Origin of the sequence: Pollutimonas bauzanensis (assembly GCF_040393045.1) — a bacterium.
Classification (GTDB): Bacteria; Pseudomonadota; Gammaproteobacteria; order Burkholderiales; family Burkholderiaceae_B; genus Pollutimonas; species Pollutimonas bauzanensis_A.
Genome location: NZ_JBEBUX010000013.1, coordinates 16,115 through 35,410, shown reverse-complemented (window position 1 = coordinate 35,410; position 19,296 = coordinate 16,115). Strand labels below are relative to the sequence as shown.

Sequence of the window (19,296 nt, the reverse complement as noted above, 5' to 3'; positions counted from 1 at the left end):
GTCAGGTAACTTGGTCGATGGCGAGGTTGGCCACTGCCTGCAGCAGGCAGTCTGGCGAGGCAAGTTGCATTTCGCGATTCGCAATAGACACGGCGACTTGCACTGAGCTGGCACGAGTCAGGCGCTGGCCTGAGGCTGTATCCAGGATCAGATAATGGATTTTCAATCGATGCTCCCACTCTACCAGCTCGGCCCGCACGGTAATGTTCTGGCCGAAAACGGCAGGGTTCATATAGCGCAATTGCAGATCGATTACCGGCCAGGCGTATCCCGAGTCACGCATGGCTTCGTATCCGTAGCTCATTGATTCCAGGAGTGCGCAGCGGGCTTCTTCGATGTATTTTATATAGTGGCCATGCCAGACCACATGCATCATATCGACATCGAAAAAGGGAATTCGGATATCGATGTTCACGCCATGTATACCGCGTTTACGCATGCGGGCTCCAGAAGGGGTAGAAGTTGAACCATTGCAGTGGTGCCTGGCGGCAATGCTCAGCCAGGCGATCCGCGTAGGCTTGGGCATGGTGCTGGATTTGCAGCGTGCGTGTGGCGTGTGTCCACGTAACCGTGTCGGCCAGACGCTCGAGCGTTACACGAAAGCGGCCATTGTGTTTGGTGCAGAAGATCAGGTTTACCGGGCAGCGCAACAGGCCTGCCAGCAGCCATGGACCTTGGGGCAAGGGGGCCGTTTCTTGCAGGAAATCGACATTTACCGTGCGCCGGCTGCGCAGTGGGATACGATCTCCGGCAATTGCCAGCCATTCGCCTTGTTCTATGCGTTCGCCAAGTTGCAGCATCGTAGCGGTGTTCAGCTCGCTGACTTGCAACAGGCGCAGATTGCTTGCGCCTGCTTCTTGCAGCAGGCGGTTGAACTGTACCGCGTGTTTGTCGTGAACCAGTATGTTAAGCACGACCTTGGTTTTCTGTTCGGCCAGGGCGCGACAGACCTCCATATTTCCCAGGTGCGCGCTGACCAGGATCTGACCGCGCCCTTCGCCCATTTGTTCGTGCAGTTTGTCTGCGTCGATAATATCCAGGTCCTGGATTTGTATTTTTCCCTGCCAGGCGTCCAGCTTGTCGAGCAAGGCGTCGGCAAAGGCCAGGAACTGCCGGTAAACTGGAGAGCGGGCCGGAATCAGCGAGTTGCTTGCTGAGGCTGAGCACAGACGATGTTGATATTGAGCGATGCTACGGCGTGCTTGACCGCCGAAAAGATAAAAGTATAGGACGATGGCCCACACTACCGGGGCAACGGTGCGGCGGCCCAGCTTGCCGGCTGCCCAGGCGGTAAAGCGCATCAGCCGGATATTGCCGCGTTCGGGCTGATCGGCCCAATGGTGGCTTTGCGGTGAAGGTTTCCGGATCATGGTTGCCTTTTGCGGCGTAGACGCCGATACACCAATGACGGGGCGCGCCGCAACATGCCGAAAAACAGCCTGGCATGCATGCGACTGATCAGGTAGTTGTCACGCAGTCCTTGGAAATGCGAGATGCCATTTTCGGGGTAAATGACAGGGGTCGATATCCAGTGCATAGGCACGCCGCGCCAATGCAGATGCACCAATACGCCGATATCGAAGTCCATGCGTTTGCCTGTATCGACGCTGTCGAATACGGCGATGACGCTGGCCAATGGATATAGGCGGAATCCGCACATGGCATCGCGGATGTCGAACGAAAGCGTATTTATCCATACCCATACATGCGTAAGCCAGCGGCCGTAGTAGCGGCTGCGCGGTATGTCATTGCCATAGATGGGTGCGCCGCAGACCACAGCCTGAGGATGCGCTTGAGAGGCAGTCAGGAAGGCAGGGATATCTTCCAGTGCGTGCTGCCCGTCGGCATCGACTTGTAACGCGTGGGTATATCCCAGCGCCTGAGCTTTGCGCAGCCCGTCTTCCACTGCGGCGCCCTTGCCGCCGTTGACTTGTCTTCGAACCAAATATACATCGCGCAAATCAGCTTGTTCATTTAGGACGGCAGCGCAGTCGGAATCCGAGCCGTCGTCAACCAGAATGCAGGGCAAGCCTTGAGCATGCAGGCGTGTTACGACAGCCCCGACTGTGGCGCCATGGTTGTAGACAGGAATAACAGCGCACGCACGGTAGGTCATGTCAGTTTGCCGCCACAATACGGCCCGATGCACAAGTCGCATCGGCGAGTTTGTAATCGAAATACAGTTTGTTTTTTGCGTTGTCCCAGCGCAGTTTTAATGCTGCGCTATCGCCTGGACGCAACAGGTGCTGGAACTTTAGCGCTTCCATACCACCAAAGCGTAGATTAGGGAGCATATCTTGGACGGCCAGCATCATGGCCCAGCCCACCAAGGTCACGCCCGGCACGATGGGCGTAGTCGAGAAATGCCCCGAGAAATGGGCCAAGTCCAATGGAATGATGATTGCATAGTGCCGCTCATCAACGAGACCAGCTGTTTCCAGCGGCTGGATGATGGGGGTCACCGCACGCGGCCCTGCCGCAACGTCAAAGTCGTGCTGAGGTAATTTATTTTGTGTGTTCCATGGAATTTGCAGCAAGAAGCGCCAATTCCTGGGGATGGCCAGGGGCTCGAAGCGATCGGATAAATGCTTTTGCAGGTGCTGAACCAACGTCATGCGACCGCTGTTGCGCAGTTGATGCCGCCCTTGTGCGCTTAATGCGGCCAATGCCGTGAGGCGTGGCATACCCGTGGCGCGGCCCACGCGGGCTTCTGCGATGTATGGATGGCTGGCCAGGGCCGCTTCTATCATGGGTAGCGAGATGCGTTTTTCTTCGATCTTGACGATGCGGTCCAGTCGGCCAAGCAAGGTAAAACCACCGTCCTCCAATTGGGCGGCATCGTCGGTTTGTTCGTCTACGAGAGCAATCCAGGGCGATTGCACGGTTAAGGCACCGTTTGGCGATGTGCTGATCGTGGCCCTGGGCAGCGGCTGCCAACAGCTATTGCTTTGGCGCCAGGCTATCGCTCCCGTCTCGGAACTGCCGTATATTTCGGTTGGAATACAGTTCAGGCGGTCATGCAGCGTGTCGAATAAATCGGTGGGTAGCGGCCCGCCGGATGAGAATATTTGCACAATGCCGCGGGCCAGACTTTGCCATTGAAGGCTATCGCTCAAGCGGCGCAGCAGTGCGGGGCTTGCGATCCAGACCACACGTTCGTGCTGTAAGCTGGCTGCTTGCAGATCTTCCGGATAAACCAATTGCGTGCGACCGATGCTTCGTCCGGCGCATAAGGGCCACAATACCCTGAATGGCAAGCCATACATATGTTGTGGGCTTACGCTGCCCATCACGCAGGCGACGCTGCCGGCCCAGTTCCATTGATGCTCTAGCGCCTCCACTTCATGGCATAACTGATCCCAGCTTTTGGTGATGCGCTTGGGAAGACCGCTGGATCCCGAGGTGCATAGCTCTATGGCGCCGGCTTCCGGATCCAGTGCTGCGGCGGCCAAGGGAGCATGACTGTCCAAGTCGGAAAGGCGCAGGGTGCGCCCCTCGGGCAGGGCGGGCGACTGCGTATTGCTTAGCCACAGGTCGATATCGGGATCAAGCATGGCAATCGTATGCCGCTGGGCATCGCCGGGCAATACGGCGGTAACGCCTGCGCGCCAGCAGGCTAACAAGGCAATGCCCAGCTCTGCCGCATCGTCGAACCATAGCCCTGCGCGCCGTACTGAGCGCATCTGCAGGGCGCCGGCGGTGGCCAGGCAGCGCTTCGAAAAATGGGCGTGGTCCATGTCGGGTGCGACGGCGACCGTTCTGTGCACTAGTGGGGCAAGCAGCAAATGCTGCAAAGGAATCCAGCTCATTGGGGCGGCGGGTGTTGTGCTGCTGATGGTCGGACGAACCACTCACCCACCATCAGCAGGCCCATCATGGCGTAGCTGATGCCGCCGTTGTATGCCGTCCACCAGTGCCAGGGTCCCCATAGCGCAAGTGCCGCCGCGATGGTGCCATTGATTAGGAAGAAGCCCGCCCAGACTTGGGTTACGCGGCGTGTATAACGGATGCCTTCGGGAGGGAGGTCGGGATGCCGCAAGCGCGCGATGCGTTCGATTATCGGCGGGCCGCGACGAAGACTGGCGCCGAATACGGCAAGCAACAAGGCATTGATCAGTACCGGATAGGCGCGTAACCAGGCGGCGGAGTCGACTATGGCGATAACAGCACAGAAAACGACGGCAATCGCGGGCAGGGTACGTCCTCCCGGCTGGCTGGCAGGTATCCAGATGGTCCGTGCGAGCCACAGCAGCGCGAGAGGCAAGGCCAGCCAAGCTGTGCGCAGATGCTCCAGGCTGAAATAAACGGCAAAGGGGTAAGCGATGCCCGCTATCAGCAGGGCAGCGGCTACGCTACGCCTCATGCGGTGCCGTCTTGCTTGCGCCAGATCGCTTCGACCACATCCTGCACGGTACGCACGGTGCGGAAGTCTTCGGCGGCCAGCTTGCGTCCAGTCTGGCGTTTAATGTGGTCGATCAGGTCGATGGCGTCAATGCTGTCGATTTCAAGATCCGTATATAGATTTGCATCGGGAGTGATGCGTTCGGTTTCCAGTTCAAATAATTCAACGAGCGCATCGCGCAGCCCGCTAAAAATTTCCTCGCGACTTTGCATGATTTTCTCCAGCTATCAGGCCAAGTCGCGCTGCGCTGCGACGAATTTGGCCAGGTTGGCAACAGTTGCGAAGTGGTGCTGCATGTTGCGAGTTTCGGCATCGACACTGATACCATAGCTTTTTTTCAGAGCCAGCCCAAGTTCAAGGGCGTCCACGGAATCCAGGCCCAAGCCATCGCCGAACAAATTGCCGGTTCGATCGATATCGTCTGGGCCGATGTCTTCAAGGGCTAGCGTTTCTATGATTAGCGCCTTGATTTCAAGTTCCAGTTGGTTCATTTTTCAATTCCTGTTCGAAATAGTGATGCAGGTAGTCATTCATTTTTCGTCCCGCAATGGGTTGTGGATACTGGCTTGCCCATCGTGCGGGGTTTAACGGCTCTCCCACATCTATTTTGTAGTTCATACGTCGATAGGGTATGCGGTACCAAGGTTCTCCCTTACTCAGGCTGCGCGGACTCATGTGAATCACAACGGGAGTAATGGTTTGTGCACCGCGTAATGCAATGGCGCAGGCACCGCGGTGGAACTGTGGCATGTTGTCAGGCGGTGTGCGAGTGCCTTCGGGAAAAACAATGAGTGTCTCCCCGTCGCGCAGGGCCTGGGCCGCGCGGTCGAACATATCGAAACTTTCGTCGTTAGTCACATAGCCGGCGCTACGCACGGCACCTCGTGTAAACCGGTTGTTAGCCAAACTGTGCTTGACGATGCAGTTCGCATCGCTAACTTGGGCAATAAGAAATACTACATCGAGCAGCGAGGGGTGATTGGCGATAATCATTTGCCCAGGCGTGCCCAGCCGGTCGCCGTTGATAACCTGAATGCGCAGGATACCTGTTCGCACCATGAAGCGTACGAATTGCCGGAAGGCCCAGTGGATCGTTGCCCGAGCGCGGCGCCTCCGGGTACCCGCGTCGGACGGCCATAAGCTTTGCAGTGGGAACACGATGACACGCAGCAAGACCCCGCCTAGCCCGAACAAGGTAAACGCCATGCCTGTAGCGATTAGCCGCCAGTACCACGCATCCTGGCGAGAGGGGCGCAAGCTCATGAATAACGTGTCCAGAGCCAATGGCGATCTCCGCCTGTGTTGTGTACAGACGTCGAGCCGAGGCATAAATGCTGTACGAAATTCAGCGAATTGGGCCAAAGCTGAGGCTCTTTCGGCTCGTCCTGGTGTCGCTCTAAGCGCCATTGCATGCCGCGCTCGATACGAAAAGCGACAGCATAGGAAAAAGGCACGTCGTCGATCCAGGGCTGATACGCGGGTGGAGGGCGTTCTTCCGCCAGCACCACCAGTGCCGAGCGCGCACCCCGGCGCAAAAGGAATGCGGCCTCCAGGAAGGCATGTTCCAGGCCATCAGAATTGACTGATAGGGCGATGGATTCCGTTTTGTCTCCGCGCACTATCGACCACATGCCAGCGATGGCGTTATGTACTGACAGTCCGAAGGAGGTGGGCGAGAGACCTTCATTGCGGCCCATCGCTTGCAGTAATGAGAAGCTGCGCGTAGTTTCGCCATGCTGTGATGCAAATACGAGCGGCATGGGCGGCTGATTGTCTGCCAGCGGCCAGGCACAGTCGAACACCATCCGCGCCATAGGGCTTAGACGGCGTCGTTGCATGGGAGTCAAAAACTCCAATGAGGGCGATTCGTGGCCAGATATTGGACAATAGGGCTGGTTAGCCCATTGCATCCAGCTTTCGGCGTTGCGCATTTCCGGCGCCCACGCCCGCCATTGTCCGATCGAGAATGTCACCATAGGGCGCGATTATACTTGGCCTAGTCATATGAATAACTTTTTGTTACTGATGATTTGTTTCGATTTATGAACAATGCGGCGCTTTTATCGGGGCTGCGTTTAACGTGGGCCGGCCCCGACGCGGCTCAGCAGTATCGCTTGACTGATTTATCAGCCAAGGACGCACTGCGCGCCGAAAAAGTACGTACTCCAAAAGCGCAGCGTGATTGGCAAGTCAGCCGAGTTTTGCTACATGCCTGTCGTGAGCAAGTCATGTCGGAAAGCATTGAGTCACTTAGCCATAGCGGGGGCCATGCTTTGCTGGCGCAGAGCCGATCCGGGTGGCGTATAGGGGTAGACCTGGAAAAGATACGGCCGCGACGTGTTCTTGCCTTGGCGGAATGGGCCTGCAGCCATGACGAGGTTGCGTGGTTGCATAGCCAGCCCGACGATAGTGCGCGATTGATGCACTTCTATATGCTTTGGACCTTGAAAGAAGCCTTCATCAAGGCATGCTCCCTGTCTTTTCCTGCAGACCTTCGCCGTTACGGGTTGAGTGTCAGCCATGGCCAGCCCCCCGCCCTACGCGCACCAGCGGGTGCCTGGCGGGCGAGGTCGTATCAGCTTGAGGGAGGCTGGGTTGCAAGCGTGGTGTGGCTGCCTGCGCCCGGCGGTTTGACGGCTGAAGAGCCGGAGTGGCGCGCCGGGCCGGTCGGCCCGCTGCCCGCAATCGAACTGCTAGGTGCATGGACACGTGCGTGAGGGTAGTCGTTGGGGGTGGGCGCGAAGCGAATTTACTGCTTTTTCATTTTCTGCGACCATTCCCAGGCTATATCGCGTTCTAGCCATTTATTCAGTGCGGCAGTGATCAATATGGCGGCTAGCGCGCCCAGCGCGGCAAGGCCCATGTCTTTATGCGCATCCCAGATGTCGCCCTGAGTGCCAAGGTAGTTTATGCCGAGGTCTCCGCCAAATAGTGTGGCAGCCGCCCATTCAATTAACTCATACAGCGCCGACGTGCTCAAGGTAAAGTCGAGCGGCAGGAAATAGGCCCAGAAGCCGCGGACTTCGACAATGCGCAAGAAGAATTCGCGGATGGGATAAGCCAGCAGCAGGCCATACGAAAAGTGCACCACGCGATCATAATTGTTGCGCTCCCAACCGAGTACGCTGTTTAGCGTATGGCCGGTCAGCGATTGCCACCATTTGTCGTAAGGCACTTGTGCGTAAGTGTAATGAGATCCAATGGTATGCAGCGCCAGGAATAGCAATATCAGCAGCAGCGAAGCGTTCGAGAAGCGAAACCAGCGGCGTACCCCGAACAGCAGGCCCAATAGCGCGAGCACCAGTACATTTTCCAGTGCCCAGTCGGCCCGGCTAAATGGATGGATAGCCAGCGCCAGCCAAAGTACGGCATACATGGCAGCGGCAAGGCGCACGGCATTTTTGCTTGAAATAAAGGGTGTCATTTTTGTATTAGCGCATAAAACGTCGTTGTAGTCAGCGCCAATTCGATACGCGCGCTTACATGGCATGCCCTGGGCCGATGTTATAAAAGTTTGAGAGCAGGCAGTATGCCTGGAACTTTAAAGGAACATCCATGAAGCGTAAATTAATAGCACTAAGCGGTGTGGTTCTGTGTGGGGCCTTGGCTGCCTGCGGCACACCTAAAGACGCTCAGGAGTTGTCGCAAAAAACGGTAGAGTACCGTTGCGGTGCAAGTGGCGAACAGCCCTTAAGTGTGCAATATACCTTCCAGGGCGGCGAGCCGCTGGCTGCTAAAGTCGTATACAACAACACGGCGGTCGACCTGACCCGCACGACGTCCAGCAATACCGACATGACAGGCAATACCTTCAAAGGCAACGGCTATGCCTGGACCACAGACAAATTCACCTTGGAAAATGTAGATACGGTGAATGGCAACATGTTCACTCAAGAAAGTACGCAGGTCGTTAACGGCCAAAACGCGGCAGTAAGCAATATTTTGGCTAAGGACTGCAAAGTCGGTTCATAGTTGACTGGCTGGCGCTTTACCGCAGGTCACGGCCAGCGCCAGCCATGGCGTATAGCCCATATTCCAGATTACACTGCATTCCTGGTCTAGGGTATATGAGTGTATGCGCATACTTTTGGTTGAAGATGAGAGCGAGCTGGCCCATTGGCTATCTCGAGGGTTGGCGCGTCACGGCGGATTCGTCGTTGATTGGGCCGACGATGGCGAGCTGGCCGAGCGCCGCCTCGCGGTAGAAGAGTTTGACGCCATTGTCCTGGATCTGGGTCTTCCAGGTATGGACGGCCATACGTTTCTTATGCGCTTGCGCGCGCGCGATGACCGCACCCCGGTTTTAGTACTGACGGCCCGCGACTCGCTGGCCGAACGTATTGACACCCTGCATGAAGGCGCCGACGACTTCGTGCGTAAGCCATTCGTTATAGAAGAGCTCGAGGCGCGCTTGATGGCATTGATCCGCCGCAGCCGTGGGCGAGGGCATCCTCGATTGTCTTTGGGTGCACTGACTCTCGATACCGGTGCTCAGCGCTTCATCGTCAATGGCCAGAATCTGTCTTTGTCCCCTCGCGAGTTTGCCGTCCTCAAGGTGCTTATTCAGAAAAGCGGGGAACCTGTTTCCAAGCAGCAAATACTGGATCGCATCAGTTCTGACGACAAGGAAATCAATCTGGAGGCGGTCGAGGTTCTGATCCATCGGCTACGCAAGAAGCTGGTCAATACGGGCACGCAGGTGGAAACCTTGCGCGGCATGGGCTACTGTCTGGAACTTGCGAATGCGGCTTAAACGGCTGCGCGCGGGGTCGGGCAGCCTAAAGTCGGTGCTGCTCTGGTCTTTGGTTCCCGCACTGGTCATCTTTTTGATGATTGCCTTCTGGCTATCCAGCCATATGCTGCGGGCCCAGATCAACATTGCCTACGATAGGTCGTTATCGGGTGCATTGCGGGCCATCGACCACCAAATATCGACAGCCAGTGGCGGTTTATCGATAGAGTTGCCCTATGTCATGCTCGAGTTCTTCGAGCTGACCGCCAACGAGAATGTGTATTACCGAGTCATGACCGAGGACGGTCTGGCAGACATCGGGAATCAGCAACTGCCTTTGCCTGATCGCGACTTGGTATCCGGGGTGCCAAGATTCTATACAGCCGATTATCTGGGCGAAACCATACGTATCGCGGCGCTGGCAAGGGTGATGGACCCGCCGCTTTATAACAACGTGGGTGGCCGTGTCATTGTCCTGGTCGGCGAAGATATCGATACCCGCGAGGTCTTCATCCAGTCCATGTTATTGCGTTCACTGGTGCGCGACCTGGCCTTCGTTGCGCTGGTGGTTTTGATCGTAGTCTTCGGGGTGTTGTTCGCGGTAAGGCCGCTAACCCGCTTGCGCGAGGAACTCGACGGACGCCATCACGACGATCTGCGTCCGATCGAGGCCAAGGATATTCCTGCCGAAGTGCAACCGTTGGTTGCGGCCATCAATGCTCATATGGAACGTTACGAACAACAAGCACGGCGGCAGCATCAGTTCCTGGACGATGCCTCCCACCAACTGCGTACACCGCTGACTGTATTGCGTGCTCAACTAGGTTATGCCTTGCGTGAAACGGATTTGCAAGAAATCAGATCGGCCCTGAAAGCCATGCAGGAGGGCCTGGATCGCGGCGTGCGCACCACTAACCAGATGTTGTCGCTGGCGCGAGCCAAAGAGAAGTCGTTATTCGATACCGGCGAAGGGCTCGAGCGTGTCGATCTGGTTGCGCTGGGCAGGGACGTGCTCAAGGACATCCGTCCTGTGGCACGCGCCAAGCGCCTGGATTATGGCATGGCCGGCCTCGATGAGCCGGTGTATGTATGGGGCCAGGAATGGCTGTTGCGCGAAGCGGTAGTTAACTTAGTCGACAATGCCGTACGCTACACGCCGCCGGGCGGTGTCATCACTGTCATTATTGAAAGTCACGCTGACGATGCCCGCCTGATTGTCGAGGACAACGGGCCGGGGATGTCGCCGGCCGATATTGAAAAGGCGGGTGTGCGCTTTCGGCGCGGACGAGCCGGCAAGAACACGACAGGCGCCGGGTTGGGGCTGGCCATTGTCCAGACCATCATGCAGCAGCATCGCGGGCAGTTTCTGTTGGAATCTGATCGGCCAGGTTGCCGCGCGATCTTAGTGTTTACCCGTAATTTGCGGGCCTAAAAGGGCTTTTCTGGCAAACAGCCTCAAATTGAAAGCCTTCCGAAAGGATAAGTTTTATACGGTGTGGCCTGCGCTCGTTCAAATATAAAAATACGGGCAACGTCTTATGTCGATTCTTACTCGGAGGCAAGAATGAAAAAATCTTTTATGTCCACGCTATTGGCGGGGTTGGTGCTGGGCGGCGTGTCGCTGGCGTCGGTATCGGTTGCGACGGCTGCTGAAGAGCCTCGCCGGCCGCAATGCATCGCGCCGGCACAGCCCGGCGGCGGTTTTGACCTGACCTGCCGCCTGGCGCAGGAAGGCCTGAAGGCTGCGGGGCAGCTTAAAGAAGCCATGCGCATTGTGTACATGCCTGGCGGCATCGGCGCGGTTGCCTATAACCACGTTGTAGCGCAAAAGCCTGCCGATGGCAGTTCGATAGTGGCTTTTTCGGGTGGCTCATTGTTGAACCTCGCGCAGGGCAAGTTCGGTAAGTATGGCGCCGACGATGTACGCTGGTTGGCCGCTGTCGGTACCGATTACGGTGTTGCGGTTGTGCGCGATGACGCACCCTACAAAGACTTGAAAGAATTGATGGCAGCCTTCAAGGCCGATCCCAGCAAAATCGTGCTCGGTGCGGGCGGTACAGTAGGTAGCCAGGACTGGATGAAAGCCGCATTGACAGCCAAGGCTGCCGATGTCGATTACAAGAAAATGCGTTTCGTGGCCTTTGAGGGCGGCGGCGAAGCGATTACCGCTTTGCGCGGCGGCCATATCCAGGCCTACATGGGCGATGCTGCCGAGGCATTCACCATGCTGGAAGGCGGTGCGCCGATTCGCGTGTTGGCGGTCTTCAACGACGAGCGCCTGCCGGGCAAGCTGTCCAGCGTTCCAACAGCCAAAGAGCAGGGGTTCGATATCAATTGGCCCATTATTCGAGGTTTCTATGTGGGCCCGAAGGTCTCCGACGAGCAGTACGACTGGTGGGTCGAAGCTTTCAAGAAAACCCAGGAAAGCCCTGAATTCGCGGCGCTGCAAGCCAAGCAAGGGCTGTTTCCCTTCAATAAAACCGGTTCCGAGCTGGATGCTTACGTGAAAGAGCGTGTTAAAGCGTACACCGAGCTGGCAAATTCATTTGGCCTGATTAAAAAGTAAAACCATGAATGATCGCATCCTAGGTGTAGCCGCCCTGATTTTTGCGGCATTGATGGCGGGATTCGGTTGGGGAATACAGGCTCCGTTTTCTTACGAGCCTGTAGGCCCCCGCGCTTTTCCTATGCTGTTGGCATCGATTATTGCCCTGTGCGGCTTATGGCTGGCATTTAAAGGCAAACACCAGGCTCACTCCAACCCGCCCGGTGCCAATTTGCGCATTGCCGCCATGGTGGTTTATTGCTTCGCTTATGCTTTTTTCTTCGAGCAACTTGGCTTCATCATCGCGACGACGGCCATGACCATATTGGTCGGCCGTCTGTTTGGCGGGGCATGGTCCAAGATAGCTTTGGGCGGAGCAGTGATGAGCGTGTTCTTTTTCATTTTGTTTGACCGGGTGCTGGACGTGGTCTTGCCGCTGGGTCTTCTGGGAGGCCTGCTATGAGCGATATCCTGGCCCATCTGAGCATGGGCTTTGGCGTGGCGTTTTCCTGGACTAATCTGTTGGTCGCCGCCATCGGTTCGTTCTTCGGTACGCTGGTAGGCGTGTTGCCGGGCCTGGGACCCATCAATGGCGTGGCCATGCTGATTCCCATTGCCTTCGCCATGAACCTGCCGCCGGAAACGGCGCTGATTCTATTGGCTGCGGTGTATGTCGGCGCCGAATACGGCGGGCGCATCACGTCCATACTTATCAACGTGCCAGGCGAAGCCAGCGCCATCATGACAACGCTTGATGGCTATCCATTGGCTAGACAAGGCTTGGCCAACGTTGCGTTGTCGCTATCGGCGTGGTCGGCATTTTTCGGCTCTCTGGTATCCGTATGCGGCATCATTTTGCTTGCGCCGCTATTGGCCAAATGGGCGCTTGCGTTCGGGCCGGCGGAATATTTCGTCTTGATGGTGTTCGCTTTCTGCTGCCTGACCAGCTTATTGGGCGACAAACCTGTCAAGGGCGTATTGGCCGCTATGCTGGGGCTGGCAATCGCCACGGTGGGGGTAGATTCCAATTCCGGGGTCTACCGCTACACCTTCGATTCAGTGCACCTGTTCGATGGCATTCAGTTCGTGGTGGTGGTCATTGCCTTATTCGCTGTTTCAGAGCTGCTGGAAATGCTCGAGAAAGTCATGGCGGGGCATTCGGTCGAGGTTGAGTCCAGCGGACGCAAGATCTTCAATCTGAAAGAAATGGCTTACACCTGGTGGAGCGTTGTGCGCAGTGCCCTGTTGGGCTTCGGAGTGGGTGTATTGCCCGGCGCCGGCGCCAGTGTGGCCGCCGCTGTGGCCTACTCGAACGAAAAACGTATCTGCGAAGCCAAAGATCCGAATGCCAAGTTTGGCCGTGGCGACTTGCGCGGGCTGGTTGCGCCGGAAGCGGCTGCCACATCCTCGGCTATTGGATCATTCGTGCCTATGCTGACGCTGGGCGTGCCGGGATCCGGCACCACCGCGGTGATGATGGGTGCATTGACGCTGTACAACATTACACCTGGCCCGGTGTTATTCGAGACCAAGCCCGAACTGGTTTGGGGTTTGATTGCATCGCTGTTTATCGCCAACGTGATGTTGTTCGTTATGAACGTGCCTATGGTGCGCATATTCTCCAAAGTCTTGTCCGTCCCGGGCTGGCTGATGGTGCCAGGTATTCTGGCTGTCAGTTATATAGGGGTATATGCCATCAATGCGGGCACATTCGACTTATTGATGGTGGCCGGCGTTGGCGGCTTGGGCTATTTGCTGCGCAAGGCCGATGTTCCCATGGCGCCTTTGGTGCTGGGGGTAGTGCTGGGCGACATGATGGAGCAGAACCTGCGCCGGGCCTTGTCCATGACCGACGGCGCCTTGCATGTCCTGTTTGATAGCAATATATCGAAAGGGCTGTGGGCGGTTTCCCTCATCATCGTCTTCTTGCCACCGTTCTTACGCTATTTGAAACGGAGAAAAAAAATAGCCATGTGACGCGGTTCATGGGGTAACGCCAGGGCATAGCCTTAATGCCTTGGCGTTTCCCATTGTGCAAGGCTGCTGCGCAAGGCATTGGCGGGATAGTCCCATTTCATGGGAACGCCCTCGACCTTGCAGGGCGGCTTGAGTCGTTTCGCGGGACCCCAGTCGGTGTGCTCTGTTTCGGTCGCATAGTCTGCCGGCGTTTCGGGTTCGAGTTTCTCCTGCGAGCCGTGGTTGCCCGGCGTACCTGTTTCATCATGGCTTTGCGATACCAGCAACTCGCCCGTGCGTGCCAGAGAAAGGCGGTATATAGAGCCTGTGGCAGAGTGCAGGCGTTGCGTTAAGCCTTGAAGTGCGGCAGCGGCCATCAAGTAACCGCTAGCCTGATCCAGGGCCTGTACCGGTAGCGGGGTGGGTTTGTCAGCGCCAAAATGCTGCATGCCGGCCCAGGCGATGCCATTGCTCATTTGCACCAGGCTATCGAAGCCGCGCCGCTTGTTCCAGGGCCCGGTCCACCCGTAGGCGTCAAGACAGACGTCAATCAGGCCCGGACGAATGACTTGCCTGGCTTGCGCCCCTAATCCGAGGCGGTCCAGTACATCGGAACGGTAGCCATGCACAAAGACATCGGCCTGGGCGAGCAGTACTCTTGCCTGTTCAAGTTGCTGCGCTTCCCGGAAGTCCAGCATCGCGCAGCGCTTGCCTAACGTTACTTCAGGGACCATGCCCGGCTCTGTCCAGAACGGCGGGTCGATGCGTAGCACCTGTGCGCCATATCCCGCAAGAAATCGCGTTGAAACCGGGCCCGCCAACACGCGCGTCATGTCCAGCACCTTGATGCCCGCCAAAGGGCGCTCGGCTGTCGCCAGATTACCCCCCACCGAGCCTGGACGGCCTTCTTCAAAATGGAACAGGGGCTCGGCCTTGACGGATTTGCCTTGGGGATGCTGAGCCCATTCCTGTAGTGAACGCATCATTGCGGCGCAGCCTCCCGCCTGGATGATCGCTTCTTCAAGATCGTTGGCCTGCCAAGCGGCGATCGCCTGGGCGACTTTTTCATGGTCGGCGCCGACGTTCAGGACGGACAGTGCCGCCGCCTGGTGGTGCGGGGCATTGGTGTGCAAACGTATCCAGCCGTCACGGGTTCGATAGTCGCCAGTGACTGGGTCCCTGACATCAGGCACTTGCCAGTCCTCGGCCCTTAAGCTTGTGCCGAACCAGAAAGAGGCCAGGCGTCGATCCACGGAAACCGCGGGTTGCTGACCGAATCTTGCGCCGACATAGCCAGCCAAGGCTTGTGCCGCTCGACCGATCGACGCTGTTGCAAAGGCCGTGACAGGAAAGGCGCTGGTCAGACTGCCTGCGCCCTGCACGCGAGGAGGTTGGGGTAAAGCCGATTGATCTGCACGTAGGCTTGTCGGCGGTCGCATTGCGTGGAAAAGGGCTGAAATCGTGAATGGGTCGTTCATTGCAAGCTCCCGTTTGGACGATGTCTGGTACATGCATGATACGTTTTCGCGGCCGCGCGAGCCAGCACCAGGGGTTACAGAAAATGGAAGGCTGGGTTAATGAAATAAGCAAATAACGAGACGTAACGGTCCATTTTATAGTGGTAAACGTGTATTTAATTCAGCAAAATTAAATGCCATGATGTTTTCCTGGATTTGAATTGATCAGCGGGACTTCTTCCTTCGCCTGCGCAAGTAGCAATGAGTTACTTGGGCGGGCAGTTTTTTCTCTGCATGCTTTATCGGTGCAGAAGGATATGCGAGCAACTTATGGGTTCATTAAGTTTTATTTCTCGCCGGGTCATGAGCGGAATCGCCATGATTATTGCGGTCGTAGTCTTGAATTTCTTTCTGTTATCGGCTGCGCCCGGAGACATCGCTGATGTACTGGCAATGCAGGCCGGCGGGGCGACAGCGGATCAGGTCGAAGGCATCCGAAAAGAGCTGGGCCTGGATAAAAGCCTGTTTGCGCAGATGATCATATACGTCACCAACGTCGCGCAAGGCAATCTTGGGCAATCGCTTTTTTACAATGAGTCGGTATCCCAGCTGATATTGGAACGTCTTCCGAATACGCTGATATTAGTCTTGCCAGCCATGTTTATTGCTGTTGTGCTGGGTACGCTGCTTGGCGTACTGTCCGCCTACAGGCCCCGCGGCATATTCAATTTCGGCGTTACCTTGTTTTCTCTGGTTGGCTTTGCTGCTCCCGTATTCTGGAGCGGTATGGTGTTGTTGATTGTTTTTGCTTATTGGTTTCCGATTTTTCCCGCTTCGGGCATGTACAACATCGGCGAGCAGCCCACCGGTTGGGACGCCGTCTGGCAGGTGGGGCATCACCTGATTTTGCCCGTCATTTCACTGAGTATGGTTTATTTGGCTCAGTACAGTCGCCAGGCGCGGGCCACCATGCTGGATGTTCTTGGTTCTGATTATGTGCGAACCGCTAGGGCCAAGGGTTTGCGGGAACGCGCCGTCGTCTACAAGCACGCGCTCAAGAATGCTGTCTTGCCTGTGGTGACGCTGGCCGGCCTGCAGTTCTCGCATGCGGTGGCGGGCGCGGTCCTGGTGGAAACCGTCTTCAACTGGCCTGGCCTTGGGCGCCTGGCGTTTGATGCGGTATTGAATCGTGATTTTCCGCTCATGCTGGGGCTGTTGCTGATTTCCAGTGTGCTTGTCGTGGTCGTGAACGTGCTGGTGGATTGGCTGTATAGCGTGCTGGATCCTCGCATCAAAATGGGAGGGTGAGGCAATGAACTCGGGATGGAAGTTATTTCTGGCAAATAAAGGCGCGGTCGCAGGCGCTGTCATGCTCATCATCATTGCTTTGGCAGGCCTGTTCGGCGAAATGCTGTATCCGGTAAGCGCCATGGATATTGTTGCAGCTCCCCTGGAGGCGCCTTCGCTTGCCCTGCCCATGGGCGCGGATTATCTCGGCCGGGACGTGTTGGCGGGGATTTTGCATGGTGCGGGTACAACGCTGATAATCAGCCTGGCCGCAACGCTGACTACAGTCATTCTTGGGCTTTTCCTTATCGGCGCGGTTGCCGGCTTTTTTGGAGGGCGCATCGACAACATTTTGATGCGCCTGACCGAGTTCTTTCAGGTATTGCCGCCTATCTTGCTGGCTATGGTGCTGGTAGCCGTATTCGGGGCAAAAATCTGGAACGTTATTCTTGTTATCGGGTTGGTCAGCTGGCCGCCGCTGGCGCGCCTGACGCGTGCGGAATTTCTGAAACTGAAAGAGCGGGAGTTCATCCGGGCCGAATATTCCATTGGCAGCAGTAATTTGAACATCATGTTCCGGGTGTTGCTGCCCAACGCGTCGCCTCCGTTAATTGTGGCAACGGCGCTGACTGTGGGTACGGCCATCCTATTCGAATCCGGCCTGTCGTTCCTGGGCTTGTCGGACCCCGATGTGGCCAGTTGGGGCTACATGATCGGATCGTCGCGCGACTATATTTTTGATGCCTGGTGGTCGGTCATTTACCCAGGCGCAGCGATATTCTTGACGGTACTGTCCTTGAGCCTGCTGGGCGACGGCCTCAATGATGCGCTCAACCCTAAACTGCGGCAGCGCTAGGAGCAGCCATGGCTGAAAATTTACTGGAAGTGAAAGACTTATGCGTGGAGTTCGGCAGCAGTAAAAATCCGGTGCGTGTGCTGGATCACGTGAACCTGCATCTGGCCCCCGGCGAAATTCTGGGGATCGTAGGGGAGTCGGGATGCGGAAAAAGTATGACCAGTCTCGCCGTTCTACGCCTTATTCCTTCCCCGCCCGGTCGTATCACCAAAGGCACGATAGCTCTGGAAGGGAAAAATCTGCTGGATTTGAGCGACTCGCAAATGCAGGATGTGCGCGGCAATGACATTGCCATGATTTTCCAGGAGCCGATGACGGCGCTGAATCCGGTCTTCACTATCGGACAGCAAATCATCGAGACCATCGTCAGGCATGAAAAGGTCAGTGCCAAGCAGGCGCGCAATAAAGCGATTGAACTGATCAAGTCGGTTCGCATCCCCGAGCCCGAACGTCGCTTGGGCCAATATCCGCATGAGCTTTCGGGCGGCATGCGACAGCGCGCCATGATCGCCATGGCACTGGCCTGTCGGCCCAAGGTGCTGATCGCCGACGAGCCCACCACAGCGCTGGATGTCACGGTGCAGGCGCAAATCTTTGATCTGTTGCTGGACCTGCGCAAGCAATACAACACGGCCATCATCCTGATCACGCACAACATGGGCGCTGTAGCCGAACTGGCAGACAGGGTAATGGTGATGTATGCCGGAAGAAAAATCGAAGAGGGCACAGTTGAGCGCGTGTTGTTGAATCCTATTCACCCTTACACGAAAGGGTTGCTGGCCTGCGTTTTGAACGTGGAACACGATCCCGCAAAGTTCTCGGAGTCCGAGCCGCTGCCGGAAATTCCTGGTGTTGTCCCGCCATTAAGCGAACTTGGCCGCGGTTGCGCCTTTGCGCCTCGTTGCCCGTACGTCATGGATAAATGCCACACCGACCGCCCGCCGATGCTGGGACGGCCCAACTGGGAGGCGGCCTGTTGGCTGAACTCGGACACAACCGAGCCGCAGCCTGCAACCCAGGAGGGCGTGGCATGACGCAGTCGCAAACATTGCTGGAAGTGCGTGACCTGACGGTGCATTTCACCCTGAGAAAAGGTGGCCTGCTGGGGAAGGAAGCCAAGGTCTATGCCGTCGATGGCGTTTCATTCGACGTTAAGCGTGGCAGCGCTTATGGGATTGTCGGCGAATCGGGTTGCGGAAAATCTACCACCGCGCTTGCGCTGGCAAATTTGCTGGCCCCGACAGGGGGGCAGATTATGCTTAACGGCAAATCCCTGGCGTCAAATTCCCGCAAGGAGATGAGGGAGGTCAGCAAAGGGCTGCAAATGATTTTCCAGGATCCGTATTCGTCTCTGGATCCCCGGCAACGCGTCGAAGCCATCATCGCCAAGCCGATGAAGCAATTGACGAACATGAACGATCGGGAAATCGCGGTTCGTGTCGACGAACTCATCAAGAAAGTCGGGCTAAGGTCCGAACAGAAGAAGCTGTTTCCTCATCAATTCTCGGGCGGGCAGCGGCAGCGTATCGGTATTGCGCGAGCCCTGGCAGTTCACCCAGACCTGGTGATCTGCGACGAACCTGTTTCTGCTTTGGACGTGGCGATTCAAGCGCAAGTCATCAACTTGCTCAAGCAGCTCCAGAAAGAAATGGGATTGACCTACGTCTTTATTTCCCATGATTTGGCCGTCGTGCAGCGCTTGTGCGATGCGCTTAGCGTCATGTATTTGGGCCGGGTGGTTGAGCAAGGCAATCGCACTGAAGTCTTCTCGCGGCCATTACATCCATACACCTATGCATTGTTGACTGCCGATCCGGTCAAGGATCCAACTCGGCGCGGGTCAGTCAAGCGTTTGCGTATCGAGGGCGACCCCCCAAGTCCGATCAACCCGCCATCCGGCTGCCATTTCCATACCCGATGCCCATATGCACAGGACATTTGCCGATCCGAATCGCCGCCGTTGCGTGACGTAGGCAGGGGCCAGCATGTGGCCTGCCACTTGGTGAAGATAGTTGATGGCGAGCCTGTCAGTCCTGTTTCTATTTGATGCTATCAGGCATG

22 protein-coding genes are annotated in these 19,296 nt (G+C 56.7%); 11 read left to right on the top strand and 11 right to left on the bottom strand.

Features of this window, described 5'->3' with window-relative positions; genetic code table 11:
• Nucleotide 1: 1 nt before the first annotated feature.
• Genes ABWO67_RS03725 through ABWO67_RS03685 form a run of 9 tightly spaced genes read right to left on the bottom strand, consistent with a single transcriptional unit; the run spans nucleotide 2 to nucleotide 6,333 of the window.
• Entirely contained in the window at nucleotides 2-439 is a 438-nt protein-coding gene (locus tag ABWO67_RS03725; RefSeq protein ID WP_353147699.1) for an acyl-CoA thioesterase, read from the bottom strand.
• Nucleotides 432-1,370: a lysophospholipid acyltransferase family protein gene (locus ABWO67_RS03720; protein WP_353147696.1), complete on the bottom strand. Its 939-nt coding sequence runs from the start codon at nucleotides 1,368-1,370 to the stop codon at nucleotides 432-434. The genes ABWO67_RS03725 and ABWO67_RS03720 overlap by 8 nt, the downstream gene beginning before the upstream one ends.
• Complete coding sequence (locus ABWO67_RS03715; protein WP_353147693.1) at nucleotides 1,367-2,116, bottom strand: glycosyltransferase family 2 protein; 750 nt, start codon at nucleotides 2,114-2,116, stop codon at nucleotides 1,367-1,369. Before ABWO67_RS03715 ends, ABWO67_RS03720 begins: the two co-directional genes overlap by 4 nt.
• Before the next feature lies 1 nt (nucleotide 2,117).
• Nucleotides 2,118-3,809, bottom strand: coding sequence for an ApeI family dehydratase (locus ABWO67_RS03710; RefSeq protein WP_353147690.1), 1,692 nt, complete (start codon nucleotides 3,807-3,809; stop codon nucleotides 2,118-2,120).
• A complete protein-coding gene (locus tag ABWO67_RS03705) occupies nucleotides 3,806-4,363 on the bottom strand; it encodes a COG4648 family protein (protein ID WP_353147687.1) in 558 nt (185 codons plus the stop codon). The genes ABWO67_RS03710 and ABWO67_RS03705 overlap by 4 nt, the downstream gene beginning before the upstream one ends.
• Complete coding sequence (locus tag ABWO67_RS03700; RefSeq protein WP_353147684.1) at nucleotides 4,360-4,614, bottom strand: acyl carrier protein; 255 nt, start codon at nucleotides 4,612-4,614, stop codon at nucleotides 4,360-4,362. Before ABWO67_RS03700 ends, ABWO67_RS03705 begins: the two co-directional genes overlap by 4 nt.
• 15 nt (nucleotides 4,615-4,629) lie before the next feature.
• Nucleotides 4,630-4,893 (bottom strand): phosphopantetheine-binding protein, encoded by a 264-nt coding sequence (locus ABWO67_RS03695; RefSeq protein WP_353147681.1) that lies wholly within the window; start codon nucleotides 4,891-4,893, stop codon nucleotides 4,630-4,632.
• Nucleotides 4,874-5,665 (bottom strand): lysophospholipid acyltransferase family protein, encoded by a 792-nt coding sequence (locus ABWO67_RS03690; protein ID WP_353147678.1) that lies wholly within the window; start codon nucleotides 5,663-5,665, stop codon nucleotides 4,874-4,876. The genes ABWO67_RS03695 and ABWO67_RS03690 overlap by 20 nt, the downstream gene beginning before the upstream one ends.
• Nucleotides 5,662-6,333, bottom strand: coding sequence for a beta-ketoacyl synthase chain length factor (locus tag ABWO67_RS03685; RefSeq protein ID WP_353147737.1), 672 nt, complete (start codon nucleotides 6,331-6,333; stop codon nucleotides 5,662-5,664). The genes ABWO67_RS03690 and ABWO67_RS03685 overlap by 4 nt, the downstream gene beginning before the upstream one ends.
• Before the next feature lie 183 nt (nucleotides 6,334-6,516).
• Here ABWO67_RS03685 and ABWO67_RS03680 point away from each other — a divergent pair, with 183 nt between their 5' ends.
• The gene (locus tag ABWO67_RS03680; protein WP_353147675.1) at nucleotides 6,517-7,119 is read left to right on the top strand and encodes a 4'-phosphopantetheinyl transferase family protein; all 603 of its coding nucleotides are present in this window, start codon (nucleotides 6,517-6,519) and stop codon (nucleotides 7,117-7,119) included.
• A gap of 32 nt (nucleotides 7,120-7,151) precedes the next feature.
• Here ABWO67_RS03680 and ABWO67_RS03675 read toward each other — a convergent pair whose 3' ends face one another.
• A complete protein-coding gene (locus tag ABWO67_RS03675; protein WP_353147672.1) occupies nucleotides 7,152-7,826 on the bottom strand; it encodes a DUF2238 domain-containing protein in 675 nt (224 codons plus the stop codon).
• Between the two features lie 131 nt (nucleotides 7,827-7,957).
• Between ABWO67_RS03675 and ABWO67_RS03670 the strand changes: the two genes are divergently transcribed.
• From ABWO67_RS03670 to ABWO67_RS03645, 6 genes are all read left to right on the top strand, one after another.
• Complete coding sequence (locus ABWO67_RS03670; RefSeq protein WP_353147670.1) at nucleotides 7,958-8,374, top strand: ACP-like domain-containing protein; 417 nt, start codon at nucleotides 7,958-7,960, stop codon at nucleotides 8,372-8,374.
• Nucleotides 8,375-8,477: 103 nt separating this feature from the next.
• On the top strand, nucleotides 8,478-9,155 hold the full coding sequence (locus ABWO67_RS03665) for a response regulator (RefSeq protein ID WP_353147667.1): 678 nt from the start codon (nucleotides 8,478-8,480) through the stop codon (nucleotides 9,153-9,155).
• The gene (locus ABWO67_RS03660) at nucleotides 9,145-10,566 is read left to right on the top strand and encodes a sensor histidine kinase (RefSeq protein ID WP_353147665.1); all 1,422 of its coding nucleotides are present in this window, start codon (nucleotides 9,145-9,147) and stop codon (nucleotides 10,564-10,566) included. The genes ABWO67_RS03665 and ABWO67_RS03660 overlap by 11 nt, the downstream gene beginning before the upstream one ends.
• A gap of 132 nt (nucleotides 10,567-10,698) precedes the next feature.
• A complete protein-coding gene (locus ABWO67_RS03655; protein ID WP_353147662.1) occupies nucleotides 10,699-11,700 on the top strand; it encodes a Bug family tripartite tricarboxylate transporter substrate binding protein in 1,002 nt (333 codons plus the stop codon).
• A 4-nt stretch (nucleotides 11,701-11,704) separates the two neighbouring features.
• Nucleotides 11,705-12,142: a tripartite tricarboxylate transporter TctB family protein gene (locus tag ABWO67_RS03650; RefSeq protein WP_353147659.1), complete on the top strand. Its 438-nt coding sequence runs from the start codon at nucleotides 11,705-11,707 to the stop codon at nucleotides 12,140-12,142.
• Nucleotides 12,139-13,656 carry a tripartite tricarboxylate transporter permease gene (locus ABWO67_RS03645; RefSeq protein ID WP_353147656.1) on the top strand — a complete coding sequence of 506 codons (1,518 nt, stop codon included), beginning with the start codon at nucleotides 12,139-12,141 and terminating at the stop codon, nucleotides 13,654-13,656. Before ABWO67_RS03650 ends, ABWO67_RS03645 begins: the two co-directional genes overlap by 4 nt.
• 32 nt (nucleotides 13,657-13,688) lie before the next feature.
• Here ABWO67_RS03645 and ABWO67_RS03640 read toward each other — a convergent pair whose 3' ends face one another.
• Nucleotides 13,689-15,113, bottom strand: a complete 1,425-nt coding sequence (locus ABWO67_RS03640) for a CoA transferase (protein ID WP_353147653.1) — start codon at nucleotides 15,111-15,113, stop codon at nucleotides 13,689-13,691.
• Nucleotides 15,114-15,422: 309 nt separating this feature from the next.
• Between ABWO67_RS03640 and ABWO67_RS03635 the strand changes: the two genes are divergently transcribed.
• Genes ABWO67_RS03635 through ABWO67_RS03620 form a run of 4 tightly spaced genes read left to right on the top strand, consistent with a single transcriptional unit; the run spans nucleotide 15,423 to nucleotide 19,282 of the window.
• On the top strand, nucleotides 15,423-16,400 hold the full coding sequence (locus ABWO67_RS03635; protein WP_353147650.1) for an ABC transporter permease: 978 nt from the start codon (nucleotides 15,423-15,425) through the stop codon (nucleotides 16,398-16,400).
• 4 nt (nucleotides 16,401-16,404) lie between these two features.
• Nucleotides 16,405-17,235, top strand: coding sequence for an ABC transporter permease (locus ABWO67_RS03630; RefSeq protein ID WP_353147647.1), 831 nt, complete (start codon nucleotides 16,405-16,407; stop codon nucleotides 17,233-17,235).
• An 8-nt stretch (nucleotides 17,236-17,243) separates the two neighbouring features.
• Nucleotides 17,244-18,269: an ABC transporter ATP-binding protein gene (locus ABWO67_RS03625; RefSeq protein WP_353147644.1), complete on the top strand. Its 1,026-nt coding sequence runs from the start codon at nucleotides 17,244-17,246 to the stop codon at nucleotides 18,267-18,269.
• The gene (locus ABWO67_RS03620; RefSeq protein WP_353147641.1) at nucleotides 18,266-19,282 is read left to right on the top strand and encodes an ABC transporter ATP-binding protein; all 1,017 of its coding nucleotides are present in this window, start codon (nucleotides 18,266-18,268) and stop codon (nucleotides 19,280-19,282) included. Before ABWO67_RS03625 ends, ABWO67_RS03620 begins: the two co-directional genes overlap by 4 nt.
• Nucleotides 19,283-19,296: the final 14 nt, after the last annotated feature.

Bases quoted from the DNA above. Each gene is read 5' to 3' on its own strand.
- ABWO67_RS03725 (WP_353147699.1), bottom strand. From the start codon at position 439: ATGCGTAAACGCGGTATACATGGCGTGAACATCGATATCCGAATTCCC.
- ABWO67_RS03720 (WP_353147696.1), bottom strand. From the start codon at position 1,370: ATGATCCGGAAACCTTCACCGCAAAGCCACCATTGGGCCGATCAGCCC.
- ABWO67_RS03715 (WP_353147693.1), bottom strand. From the start codon at position 2,116: ATGACCTACCGTGCGTGCGCTGTTATTCCTGTCTACAACCATGGCGCC.
- ABWO67_RS03710 (WP_353147690.1), bottom strand. From the start codon at position 3,809: ATGAGCTGGATTCCTTTGCAGCATTTGCTGCTTGCCCCACTAGTGCAC.
- ABWO67_RS03705 (WP_353147687.1), bottom strand. From the start codon at position 4,363: ATGAGGCGTAGCGTAGCCGCTGCCCTGCTGATAGCGGGCATCGCTTAC.
- ABWO67_RS03700 (WP_353147684.1), bottom strand. From the start codon at position 4,614: ATGCAAAGTCGCGAGGAAATTTTTAGCGGGCTGCGCGATGCGCTCGTT.
- ABWO67_RS03695 (WP_353147681.1), bottom strand. From the start codon at position 4,893: ATGAACCAACTGGAACTTGAAATCAAGGCGCTAATCATAGAAACGCTA.
- ABWO67_RS03690 (WP_353147678.1), bottom strand. From the start codon at position 5,665: ATGAGCTTGCGCCCCTCTCGCCAGGATGCGTGGTACTGGCGGCTAATC.
- ABWO67_RS03685 (WP_353147737.1), bottom strand. From the start codon at position 6,333: ATGCGCAACGCCGAAAGCTGGATGCAATGGGCTAACCAGCCCTATTGT.
- ABWO67_RS03675 (WP_353147672.1), bottom strand. From the start codon at position 7,826: ATGACACCCTTTATTTCAAGCAAAAATGCCGTGCGCCTTGCCGCTGCC.
- ABWO67_RS03670 (WP_353147670.1), top strand. From the start codon at position 7,958: ATGAAGCGTAAATTAATAGCACTAAGCGGTGTGGTTCTGTGTGGGGCC.
- ABWO67_RS03665 (WP_353147667.1), top strand. From the start codon at position 8,478: ATGCGCATACTTTTGGTTGAAGATGAGAGCGAGCTGGCCCATTGGCTA.
- ABWO67_RS03660 (WP_353147665.1), top strand. From the start codon at position 9,145: ATGCGGCTTAAACGGCTGCGCGCGGGGTCGGGCAGCCTAAAGTCGGTG.
- ABWO67_RS03655 (WP_353147662.1), top strand. From the start codon at position 10,699: ATGAAAAAATCTTTTATGTCCACGCTATTGGCGGGGTTGGTGCTGGGC.
- ABWO67_RS03650 (WP_353147659.1), top strand. From the start codon at position 11,705: ATGAATGATCGCATCCTAGGTGTAGCCGCCCTGATTTTTGCGGCATTG.
- ABWO67_RS03645 (WP_353147656.1), top strand. From the start codon at position 12,139: ATGAGCGATATCCTGGCCCATCTGAGCATGGGCTTTGGCGTGGCGTTT.
- ABWO67_RS03640 (WP_353147653.1), bottom strand. From the start codon at position 15,113: ATGAACGACCCATTCACGATTTCAGCCCTTTTCCACGCAATGCGACCG.
- ABWO67_RS03635 (WP_353147650.1), top strand. From the start codon at position 15,423: ATGGGTTCATTAAGTTTTATTTCTCGCCGGGTCATGAGCGGAATCGCC.
- ABWO67_RS03630 (WP_353147647.1), top strand. From the start codon at position 16,405: ATGAACTCGGGATGGAAGTTATTTCTGGCAAATAAAGGCGCGGTCGCA.
- ABWO67_RS03625 (WP_353147644.1), top strand. From the start codon at position 17,244: ATGGCTGAAAATTTACTGGAAGTGAAAGACTTATGCGTGGAGTTCGGC.
- ABWO67_RS03620 (WP_353147641.1), top strand. From the start codon at position 18,266: ATGACGCAGTCGCAAACATTGCTGGAAGTGCGTGACCTGACGGTGCAT.